Below are 10,035 nucleotides of genomic sequence, written 5' to 3'. Positions count from 1 at the left end.
GCTTGGCCAGCACCCGGTCCGGCGGGAGCGCCCGGTCCGGCGGCAGCACGCCGTCGTCGATGAGCGCCCGCAGCCGGGCAGCGAGCAGCAGGTAGAGCGGGCCGCGGCCCGACGCCCAGCGGCCCAGGAGATCGACGAGGTCGCCGTCGGCGAGATTGGCCCCATTCATGGACCAATTCTGCCGCATTGGCTCTGACGCCGGACCGTTTCGCGGGCGATCCTTGACGCATGACCGATTCTCATCCCTCTGAGCTCCGCCCCGAGACGCGCACCGTCCACGTGCCGCAGCCCGTCATCGAGGGCAGCCGGCCGATCACCGTGCCGATCTACCAGACCTCCGGATTCGTCTTCGACGACCCCGCCGTGATGGCCGACGCCATGGGACGGGCCGACGGGCCGTTCGTGTACGGGCGCTACACCAACCCCACCGTCCGCTCCCTGGAGGAGGCCGTCTCCGGGCTGGAGGGCGGGGTGGGGGCCGTCGCCACGGGCTCGGGCATGGGCGCGATCAACACCGTCCTGCTCGGCCTGCTCAAGCCCGGCGACCACCTCATCGCGCAGAAGTCCCTGTACGGGGGGACCGCCGCCATGATCAACGACCTGGTGGGCAGGTTCGGGATCACGGTGACGTACGTGCCCGAGAACGACCCCGCCGCCCTGCGCGCCGCCGTCCGCCCGGAGACCCGGCTCGTCTATCTGGAGACGATCAGCAACCCGATGACGCTGGTCGCCGACCTGCCGGGGATGTGCGCGGCGGCCCGCGAGCTGGGGATCGTGTCCGTGGTGGACAACACGTTCGCCACGGCCCTGCTCTGCCGGCCCATCGAGCACGGGGCGGACATCGTCGTACACTCCACCACCAAATACCTGTCCGGGCACACCGACGTGGTGGGCGGGCTCGCCGTCTTCGCCTCCACCGAGCTCTACGAGAAGGTCTGGCATTTCGCGATCGAACTGGGCGCCTCCGCCGACCCCTTCGCCGCCTGGCTGTCGCTGCGGGGGCTGCAGACCCTCGCGCTGCGCATGGAACGCCACTGCTCCAACGCCCGCCTCCTCGCCACCCGCCTGGCCTCCCACCCCGCCGTCACCGCCGTGCACTGGCCGGGCCTGGCCACGCATCCCTCCCACGACCTGGCCGGGAAGCTGCTGTCCGACTTCGGCGGGGTGCTCTCGTTCGACCTCGCCGGCGGGCGGGCGGCGGGGGAGAGGTTCATGAGCTCCGTACGCCTCATGCTGCTCGCCCCGTCGCTGGGCGGCGTGGAGACGCTCGTCATGCATCCGGCGACGACGTCCCACCGCTCGCTGAGCGCCGGGGAACTGGCCAGGCACGGGATCGGCGAGGGCACCGTACGCATCGCCGTGGGCATCGAGCACCCCGAGGACCTGTGGGCCGACGTGGCGCAGGCGCTGGCATAGTGGCCTGTGTGGATTACTCGGATGTGCTGGCGGCGGCCAGTCGTATCGACGGGCTCGTGCTGCGTACGCCGGTGCTGGAGGTCTCGCCCGGCGTCTTCTTCAAGCTGGAGCTGCTGCAGCACTCGGGCTCGTTCAAGGTCCGCGGGGCCTTCAACCGGATGCTGTCGGCGGGCGAGCTGCCGCCCAGCGGGGTGATCGCCGCCAGCGGCGGCAACCACGGGCTGGCCGTCGCCTATGCGGCGCGGGTCCTGGGGGTGCGGGCGGAGATCTTCGTGCCCGAGGTGACGAGCCCGGTGAAGGTCGCCGGGCTCGAGGCGCTGGGGGCCCACATCACGCAGACCGGGGCCATCTACTCGGAGGCCGCCGAGGCCGCCGCCAAGCGCGCCGCGGAGACGGGGGCGTTGGCGGTGCACGCGTACGACCAGACTGAGGTGGTGGCGGGGCAGGGGACCACGGGGCTGGAGATCGTCGAGCAGACGGGTGGCGTGGACACGGTGGTGGTCGCCGTCGGCGGGGGCGGCTTCGCCGCCGGCATCACCCTCGGCACCTCCGGCCCGACCCCTTCGCCGGGCCACACGCCCGCAACCCCACCCACCCCGACAACCGGCTCCGCCCCGGTGCCTGGCTCCGGTGAGGCGCCCGGCTCCGGTGTGACGCCCGGTTCCGGTGTGGTGCCCGGCTCTCATACGACTCCCAGCTCCGGTGTGACGCCCGGCTCCGGGCCGCGGATCATCGCGGTCGAGCCCGAGCGGATCCCGACCCTCCGCGAGGCGCTGCGCGCGGGACACCCGGTGCCCGTGGAGGTGAGCGGGGTGGCCGCCGACGCGCTGGGCGCCACCAAGATCGGCGCCATCGCGTTCGAGGTCCTGTCCTCACCGCGGGTGGAGAGCGTGCTGGTGACCGACGAGGCGATCGTGGAGGCCCGGCGTACCCTCTGGGCCCGTCACCGGGTGGCGGCCGAACCCGCGGGCGCGACGGCGTACGCCGCACTGCTGTCGGGCGCGTACACGCCGGCTCCGGGGGAGCGGGTGGCCGTGGTGCTGTGCGGCTCCAACACCGACCCCGGCACCCTCACCCCCTGACTACCTCCCCATCTCATGCCAGCGACGGACGCGGCGTCGCCTCACGCCGCGCCCGGGCTCCTCACGCCAGGCCCCGAGCCCCAGAATCCGCGCGCACGAAACAGCAGCCCCGGCCCGAGCCCGGAGTCCGGCCTCCAACGCCCTCGGCGCCCAGCCCGGACGCCCGTTCCAGCCGTCACCGTCAGTAGCGGTAGCAACCTCAGGCGGTCATCCGGTCGCAGGCGGCCGTACCGCCGTAAGGCACCGCGTAGGGGGCGGGTCGTAGGCCGCCGTCAGTTGTACGTGTGCTCAGCAGCCGGGAAAGCGCCCGCAGTCACGTCGGCGGCGAAGGCGCGGACGGCGCGATCCATCTCGGTGGCCAGATCCGCGTAGCGCTTGACGAACCGGGCGGGACGCGGCGTGAGCCCCATCAGGTCCTGCCACACCAGAACCTGCGCGTCCGTCCCGGCGCCCGCGCCGATGCCGATGGTGGGGATCGTCAGCGACGCCGTCACCCGCTCCGCCAGATCCGCCGGCACGCATTCGAGCACCACCGAGAACGCCCCCGCCCGTTCCAGGTCCTTGGCGTCCGCCATGAGCTCGTCGCCCGATTGGCCGCGCCCCTGAACGCGGTAACCGCCCAGGACGTTCACGGACTGCGGGGTCAGCCCGAGGTGGGCCATGACCGGGACCCCGGCCGAGACCAGCGCCTCCACCTGCGGGACGACCCGGCGGCCGCCCTCCAGCTTGACGGCGTGCGCCCCGGCCTCCTTCATGAAGCGCGCGGCCGACTCCAGCGCCTGCTGAGGTGAGGACTGGTACGACCCGAACGGCAGATCCGCGACCACCAGCGCCCGGGACGAGCCGCGCACCACGGCCGCCGTCAGGGGCAGGAGGTCGTCGACCGTGACGGGCAGCGTGGAGTCGTACCCGTAGACGACCATGGCCGCCGAGTCGCCCACCAGCAGAACGGGGATGCCCGCGTCGTCGAAGACCCTGGCCGTCATCGCGTCGTAGGCGGTGACCATGGGCCACCGCTCTCCGCGCTCCTTGGCGGCGGTGAGGTCGCGAACGGTGACCCGGCGCCCGGAGACGCCCCCGTACAGCGTGGTTGAAGAGGACATGTGTGAACCCTCCAGAAACGTCTCGAGGCGCCCCAGTGGCGTCCCCGGACTCTTTCGATGATGGCACGCGCTGTCACGTGCCGAAAAACCTGTGGCGAAACTGTCGGTGCCTCTTGCGAGAATCAGCGCGGAGGTTGAAACGACATGGCTCTCGCCCCTTACCGACGACTGGTCAAGATCCCGGGCGTTCCCGCGTTGCTGCTGATGGGGCTGCTGGCGCGGGTTCCGTCCACGGCCATGGGGATGACGCTCACCCTGCACGTGGCCATGGCGCTCGACCTGGGATACGGCAAGGCGGGGCTGGTCACCATGGCCAACACCATCGGCATGGCGATCGGCTCGCCGTTGTCGGGGAGGTTCGTCGACAAGCACGGGTTACGTCCTGTGGTCATGGTCACGACCGTGGCGCAGGCGGTGTTCTGGGCGTGCGCGTGGGCGCTGCCGTTCCCGGCCCTGATCGGGACGGCGGCGGTGGCGGGGCTGCTGGCGTTGCCGGTGTTCAGCGTGACCAGGCAGTGCCTGGCCGCCATGGTGCCGGTCTCCCAGCGGCGCAGCGCGTTCGCGCTCGACTCCATGCTGGTCGAGCTGGCGTACATGGCCGGTCCCGCTCTCGCGGTGGCCGGGCTGACGATGCTGGACAGCAGGGTGACGATGACGGTCATCGGGGTCGCCACGGCGGCGGCGGGCCTGGGCATGTTCATGCTCAATCCGCCCACCCGATCGCCCGACGAGCTGGAGGCGCAATCGATCAAGGTGTCCAGGCGGCAGTGGCTGACGCCCGGGTTCGTGGCGTTGCTCGGGACGGCGGCGGCGGCCACGTTCGTGCTCACGGCCACCGAGCTGTCCCTGATCGCGACCATGAACAACGCCGGCCAGACCCAGTGGGTCGGCCTCGCCGTCGCCATCTGGTGCGTTTACTCCCTGATCGGCGGCTTCGTGTACGGCGGTCTGTCGCGTGGCTTCTCACCCTTGGTGCTCATCGCGTTCATGGGCCTGCTCACCATCCCGGTCAGCCTGGTGAGCAGCTGGCAATGGCTGGTCGTGATGCTCCTCCCGGCAGGCCTCCTCTGCGCGCCGGCCCTGTCGGCCACGGTCGACGTGCTCTCCCGGTGGGTGCCCTCCACGGCGCGAGGCGAGGCGATGGGCTTCCATGGCACGGCCCTGCTGATCGGCGGCGCGAGCTCGGCCCCCATCGCGGGCGCCGTGATCGACGCAAGCGGGCCGACGTGGGCGTTCGTGCTCGCGGGCCTGGTGGGGGTGGCCATGGTGCTCGCCGCCGCCCCCTTCTGGCCCCGCCGCCCCGCCGACCCCCTCCCAACCTCCACCCAGCCCCCGTCGGATTCGCCCCCTTCGACCCTCACCGAGCCCACTCCAGCACCAGCCGAGGCCCCTTGAGCCGGTGACCAGCAGGGCCCGGCGATCGGCGGCTCCTTAAGCCGACGGCCGGTGGTCCTCCGACCGGTGCGCGCGGGGCGTGGCGGCGGCGCGGGGGACAAGTGGTCGTCGGCGGCTCGCGCGGCGGCCTGAGACCACGACAGCCAGTTGCCTCACGCGCCCGCTGGCACCGAGTCGGGTGCGCCATCGCGTCGGACGGCAGCAGTCCGGGGGCTGCGCGGGGGTGTGGGGGATGGGTGCGTGGTGACGCGGCCGTAGCACGCGGCGCGCTTCCTTGCTCGCAGCAGGAGTGAGGACGGCCGGAGGGAGCGGGAGACAGCTGGGCGAAGATGATCCCGAAGCGGCGGCCGACCGCGTTCAGCACCTCGGCTCGCGAGCGTTGGCGAGAGTTAACCCAGGGTTTACGAAACGGGACCGTTGCGTATCGGAATGGCTTGCGCTACGGTGTCGTTGCGAAACTCGTACGTATCGAAATTGGGGGGCTCTTCGTGAGAGACGTAGTAGTGGACCCGAACGCGGGCCATCCACGCCGATGGGGGATCCTCGGCGTGCTGGTGTTCAGCCTGCTGGCCGTCGTGCTGGACAACACCATCCTCAACGTGGCGATGAAGACCATCGCCGACAAGACGGTCGGTTTGGGGGCGACGCAGAGCGAGCTGGAGTGGGCGATCAACTCCTACACGCTGGTGTTCGCCGGGTTGCTGTTCACGTTCGGGGTGATCGGCGACCGAACAGGGCGCAAGCGGATGTTGTTCATCGGCATGGCGCTGTTCGGACTGGCCTCGCTCGCCAGCGCCTACTCGCAGGATCCGATGCAGTTGATCCTGGCGAGGGCGGCGATGGGCATCGGCGGGGCGGCGATCATGCCGGCCACCCTGGCGATCATCTCCAACGTCTTCCCGCCCGGTGAGCGGGGCAAGGCGATCGGCGTGTGGGCCGGTGGTGTGGGGCTCGCGGTGGCGATCGGGCCGATCACGGGTGGCCTGCTGATCCAGCACTTCTGGTGGGGCTCGGTCTTCCTGATCAACGTGCCGATCGTGATCATCGCCATGATCCTCATCGCGACCCTCGTACCGGAGTCGCGTGACCCGAAGCCGTCCAGGCTGGACCCGGTCGGTGTGCTGCTGTCGATCATCGGGTTGGTGGCCGTGGTGTACGGCATCATCCGCGGCGGCGGCCTCGGCACCGTCTTCAGCGCGGAGGTCCTGGTGCCGACGCTGTTCGGGCTGGTGGTGCTGGGCGCTTTCGTGTGGTGGGAGCGGCGCATCGACCACCCCATCTTCGACGTCCGCAACTTCGGCAACGTCCGCTTCAGCTCGGCCATCGGCATGATGGGCATCGTCTTCTTCGCGATGATGGGCGGGATGTTCTTCCTGACCTTCTACCTGCAGACCGTGCTGGGCTTCTCGCCGGTGCAGGCGGGGGCGCTGATGATCCCGTTCGCCGCCGCGCAGCTCATCTTCGCGCCGCTCAGCCAGCGGGTGAACGAGCGGTTCGGCGCCAAGCTGTCGGCCACCGTGAGCATGATCGTGGTGACGGGGGCCCTGGCCAGCTACGCGCTCATGGACCAGGACACGCCGATCGTGCTGATCGAGGTCATCTTCTTCGTCCAGGGCGCCGCGATGGCGAACATCATGCCGCCCGCGACCACCGCCATCATGGAGTCGCTGCCCAGGGAGAAGGCCGGCGTCGGCTCGGCCATGAGCAACACCGTCCGCCAGGTGGCCGGCGCGCTCGGCGTGGCCGTGCTCGGCTCGGTGCTGTCGTCCAACTACCGCGGCGAGATCACGCCCTCGCTGGCCGGCCTGCCCGCCGACGTCCAGCACACCGCGGGCGAGTCGATCGTGCAGACGATGGGCGTCGCCCAGGCGCTCGGTGAGAGGGGCCAGGCGCTGATCAAGCCCGCGTTCGCCGCGTTCGTCGACGGCATGCACGTGACGGCGCTGGTGTCGGCGGTGATCGCGCTGGTCGGCGTCGCGGTGGTGGCAAAGTGGATGCCGGGCAAGACGCGCCCAGTCTCGCAGGCGGAACAGAAAGAACCGGCTGTAGTTTGACATCCTCCCCCGTCTGGAACGGTAGGCGGGGGATTCCAACCCATCTCACGCGGAGAGGAGGACAGGTTGAGGTTCGCGGTGCACCGGCCCGGCAACCCGTGGCCCTTCCCGCGCGGTCACGGCATGCCCTGCCGCCAGCTTGATATTCCTGGCCGCGTTCACGTCGGCGTTGCCGGCGTATCCGCAGGATCGGCAGCGGAAGGCGGCTTGGCTCTCGCGCGCCTTCGCGTCCACGATCCCGCACGCCGAGCACCGCTGGCTCGTGTACGCGGGGTTGACCCTCACCACCCGGCTCCGCGCCTTATGCTCCAGTCGCTCGACCAGCTGTCCCCGGCCCGCCGCGAGGATCGACCGGTTCAGCCCGGCTTTCTGGGCGACGTTCCTGCCAGGCATGCGCAGGGTGCCTTTGGCCGACCGGGTCATGTTGCGGATTTTCAGGTCCTCGACGGCGATCACATCGAAGCGGCGTGCCAGATCGGTGCTGGTCTTCTCCACCCAGTCCTTGCGCCGATCCTTCTCACGCGCCTTCAACGTGGCAATCGCTCGTTTGACTCGGGTGCGCCGGGCCGAGCCGCGCCTGGCGCGGGCGAGCTTGCGCAGCAGCCGTCGAAGCCGCGCACCGACGAAAGCAGGAGATCGACGTGCCCAGTCGTTCCGCGTCTCCTCCCCCTCTCACAAGAACGACGCATGTAGATATACGGTGAGGCAGCGATGACGATCCAGGAATCAGGGACTGCCCGTCCGGCGGGGCGTCCGCGTAGCGAGAAGGCCGAGAAGGCGATCATCGAGGCCACCCTCGATCTGATCGGCGAGGGCATGGGTGTCTCCGATCTGTCCATCGAGGCCATCGCGTCGAGGGCGGGTGTCGGTAAGACGACGATCTATCGGCGCTGGTCCAACAAGGAGGACCTGGTCGTCGACGCTCTCGCCACGCTCAAGGCCCCGGTGCCGTCGCTCGCCGGTACGTCGGTGCGTGACGACCTGATCTCCCTGCTCGACGCGATGCGCAGCGAGTCGGGCGTGGCCCGCAACCGCTGCGTGATGAAGATCGCCATGAGCGAGGCCGATCGCTATCCGCAGTTGATGGACCGGTTCGTCAAGCGGGCCATCGAGCCTCGGCGGCAGGCGATGCGCGCGGTGATCGAGCGCGGCATCGCCAACGGCGAGCTCCGCGCCGACCTGGACGTCTCCATGGGCATGGCCGTCCTCACCGGCACCATGCTCTGGTACACCAAGTGGGGTCCCGCCGGTGACCTCGCCCCGGACCTCGCCGAACGCGTCGTGGACGTGGCTCTGGCGGGAATGGCCCCCTGACGGCAGACGTCGGCCACCGGCGCATGTCCCGGGCTTGTGCCGTGTCCTTCGGGTGATGGCGTGAGTGCCGTTTCGGAGGTAGGGGGCCTCGGGGGTGATGACTCCCGGCGGGGGCGTGTTAGGGCCGCCCCCGCCGGGCTTTGCCTCAGGTGGGTTTGTGGCAACGGGGGTCCGTAGGTGTGATCCTTTTGGCCTAGGCAGAACGTGAGCATTGTTCTAATCTCGCGGCCATGCCCCCCATGCGAAAAATCGCGACAATCGTCGTGCTCACGTCAGGTCTGCTGTTATCCGGCGGCACCGCTTTCGCCCATGAGGAGCGTCCGGTGACGCTGCCTGATGGTACGGGGACGGTGCCGGTGCTGCGGTCCGGGGAGCCGGATCTGCTGGTGTGCAAGACGGATAAAGCCGACTTTGAGCGTCGAATCGCGAAATTTCCGGAGGATCTCAAAGCCCGCAACCTCGACCTTTTCGCGAAATGTCAGCAAAAAGGGGTTAGGTACCTCCAAGAAGCCGTCGACCAGGTCGACCGCCCCGGAATGACGATCGCCATTCTCCCCGGACTCTACCGCGAGGAACCCAGCCAGCCCGCCCCCACCGGCGCCTGCGCCCAGCTCCCCGCCCGATGGTCCACGTGGGGCTACCAGATCCTCTCCTTCGAACAGCAGCGTCAGTGCCCGCACAACCAGAACCTCGTCGCCATCCTCGGCAAGAAGGACCTGCAGATCGAGGGCACCGGAGCCGATCCGCTCGACGTCGTGATCGACGCGGAGTACCGCAAGCTCAACGCCGTCCGCGCCGACCGTACCGACGGCATCTACTTCCGGAACTTCACCGCCCAGCGCACCACGTTCAACTCCCTGTACGTGCTCGAAACCGACGGTTTCGTCATCGACCGCGTCCTCACCCGCTGGAACGACGAGTACGGCTTCCTCACCTTCGCCAGCGACCACGGCCTGTACACCGACTGCGAGGCGTACGGGAACGGCGACGGCGGCCTCTACCCGGGCAGCGCCTCCAACCTCAACGACGGGCGCGGTCACGACGTCCCCAGGTACGCCATCGAGATCCGCCGCTGCAAGAGCCACGACAACGCGCTCGGCTACTCGGGCACCGCCGGCGACTCGATGTGGGTGCACGACAACGAGTTCTACGACAACATGGTCGGCGCCACGATGGACAGCCTCTGGCCCTCGCACCCCGGACTGCCGCAGAACCACGCCAAGTTCGAGAACAACAAGATCTACGACAACAACCGCGACTACTACCGCTACACCCGCGACGGCACGTGCGCCAAACCCCCGGCCGAACGCGGCTACGAGCGGGGCGTGGTGTGCTCGCAGGTGGGCGTGCCCCCGGGAACGGGCATCCTGGTCGCGGGCGGCAACTACAACGTCTTCAGGAACAACCGCGTCTGGGGTCACCGGCGGGCGGCCTTCCACCTGTTCGGGGTGCCCGCGTTCATCAGGGGCGAGAACGATCTGGCCAAGCAGGCCGACACCTCCGACTACAACCGCTACGAGGGCAACGTGTTCGGCGTGAGCCCGACGGGCGAGCGGCGGCCCAACGGCCTGGACGTGTGGTGGGACGGGCAGGGCACCGGCAACTGCTGGCAGGGGGACACGGGCGCGTCGTCGCCCGCCGTCCTGCCGGTCTGCGCCGCCGCGGCGCCGG

8 protein-coding genes are annotated in these 10,035 nt (G+C 69.8%); 6 read left to right on the top strand and 2 right to left on the bottom strand.

Going from position 1 to position 10,035, the window contains the following annotated elements:
- Nucleotides 1-228 precede the first annotated feature (228 nt).
- Nucleotides 229-1,416 (top strand): trans-sulfuration enzyme family protein, encoded by a 1,188-nt coding sequence (locus tag ACWDX9_RS54075; RefSeq protein ID WP_449970088.1) that lies wholly within the window; start codon nucleotides 229-231, stop codon nucleotides 1,414-1,416.
- 8 nt (nucleotides 1,417-1,424) lie between these two features.
- The gene (locus ACWDX9_RS54070) at nucleotides 1,425-2,498 is read left to right on the top strand and encodes a pyridoxal-phosphate dependent enzyme (RefSeq protein ID WP_449970087.1); all 1,074 of its coding nucleotides are present in this window, start codon (nucleotides 1,425-1,427) and stop codon (nucleotides 2,496-2,498) included.
- Between the two features lie 272 nt (nucleotides 2,499-2,770).
- Here ACWDX9_RS54070 and panB read toward each other — a convergent pair whose 3' ends face one another.
- A complete protein-coding gene (gene panB / locus ACWDX9_RS54065; protein WP_363963281.1) occupies nucleotides 2,771-3,601 on the bottom strand; it encodes a 3-methyl-2-oxobutanoate hydroxymethyltransferase in 831 nt (276 codons plus the stop codon).
- A 144-nt stretch (nucleotides 3,602-3,745) separates the two neighbouring features.
- Here panB and ACWDX9_RS54060 point away from each other — a divergent pair, with 144 nt between their 5' ends.
- Entirely contained in the window at nucleotides 3,746-4,996 is a 1,251-nt protein-coding gene (locus tag ACWDX9_RS54060) for an MFS transporter (RefSeq protein ID WP_449970083.1), read from the top strand.
- Nucleotides 4,997-5,484: 488 nt separating this feature from the next.
- Nucleotides 5,485-7,050, top strand: coding sequence for an MFS transporter (locus ACWDX9_RS54055; RefSeq protein ID WP_449970080.1), 1,566 nt, complete (start codon nucleotides 5,485-5,487; stop codon nucleotides 7,048-7,050).
- A gap of 45 nt (nucleotides 7,051-7,095) precedes the next feature.
- Here ACWDX9_RS54055 and ACWDX9_RS54050 read toward each other — a convergent pair whose 3' ends face one another.
- Nucleotides 7,096-7,653 (bottom strand): RNA-guided endonuclease InsQ/TnpB family protein, encoded by a 558-nt coding sequence (locus ACWDX9_RS54050; protein WP_449970091.1) that lies wholly within the window; start codon nucleotides 7,651-7,653, stop codon nucleotides 7,096-7,098.
- 108 nt (nucleotides 7,654-7,761) lie between these two features.
- On the opposite strand from ACWDX9_RS54050, the gene ACWDX9_RS54045 reads away from it, so the two are divergent.
- On the top strand, nucleotides 7,762-8,364 hold the full coding sequence (locus tag ACWDX9_RS54045) for a TetR/AcrR family transcriptional regulator (protein WP_357729441.1): 603 nt from the start codon (nucleotides 7,762-7,764) through the stop codon (nucleotides 8,362-8,364).
- Between the two features lie 536 nt (nucleotides 8,365-8,900).
- Nucleotides 8,901-10,035: right-handed parallel beta-helix repeat-containing protein (locus ACWDX9_RS54040; RefSeq protein WP_449970077.1), on the top strand; the 1,135-nt coding region annotated here is incomplete at its 3' end.

This window comes from Nonomuraea sp. NPDC003201, from assembly GCF_053590415.1.
Note: the sequence above shows the minus strand (reverse complement) of the source record. Positions and strands in the feature narration are given on the sequence as shown.

Bases quoted from the DNA above. Each gene is read 5' to 3' on its own strand.
- ACWDX9_RS54075 (WP_449970088.1), top strand. From the start codon at position 229: ATGACCGATTCTCATCCCTCTGAGCTCCGCCCCGAGACGCGCACCGTC.
- panB (WP_363963281.1), bottom strand. From the start codon at position 3,601: ATGTCCTCTTCAACCACGCTGTACGGGGGCGTCTCCGGGCGCCGGGTC.
- ACWDX9_RS54060 (WP_449970083.1), top strand. From the start codon at position 3,746: ATGGCTCTCGCCCCTTACCGACGACTGGTCAAGATCCCGGGCGTTCCC.
- ACWDX9_RS54045 (WP_357729441.1), top strand. From the start codon at position 7,762: ATGACGATCCAGGAATCAGGGACTGCCCGTCCGGCGGGGCGTCCGCGT.